The organism is Achromobacter sp. SIMBA_011, assembly GCF_046535435.1.
Classification (GTDB): domain Bacteria; phylum Pseudomonadota; class Gammaproteobacteria; order Burkholderiales; family Burkholderiaceae_B; genus Achromobacter; species Achromobacter dolens.
The window spans coordinates 1-362 of the sequence record NZ_JAWRWN010000121.1 but is presented as its reverse complement, the minus strand read 5'-3'; the positions used below and the strand labels follow the sequence as shown (position 1 = coordinate 362).

The following is a 362-nucleotide window of genomic DNA, read 5'->3' as shown; positions in this document are numbered from 1 at the left end:
ATTGAAACTAGCAACCCATTTAATAAAGTAAAAGTGATAAGAGATAAAGCCATCTTTCACGTATTGATATGTACTGGGCTCAGAAGAAATGAACTGGCAAATATACAGATCTCCTCCTTAGATATAGAAATAAGCAAGCGACATACTATTTTTATTAGCTCTCAATACATTAAGATAGTTGGTAAAGGTAACAAAGAAAGGTATGTAGCGCTTCATCCTGTGACTAAAGCTGCTTTAGAGGACTGGATAAATATAACAAGCATACTGATCTGCCCGATTTTCATAAAAGTATCCAAGAACGGGAGTTTTTCTATAAGAGAAAATAACTTTTTAACAGGAAATGCAATTTATGAGCTATGCAG

Annotated in this window: 1 protein-coding gene; it reads left to right on the top strand. The window is 33.7% G+C overall.

The genetic code is table 11. The features are described from left to right. On the top strand, positions 1-362 hold a 362-nt coding region (locus tag SB816_RS30200), incomplete at both ends, for a tyrosine-type recombinase/integrase (protein WP_410548018.1).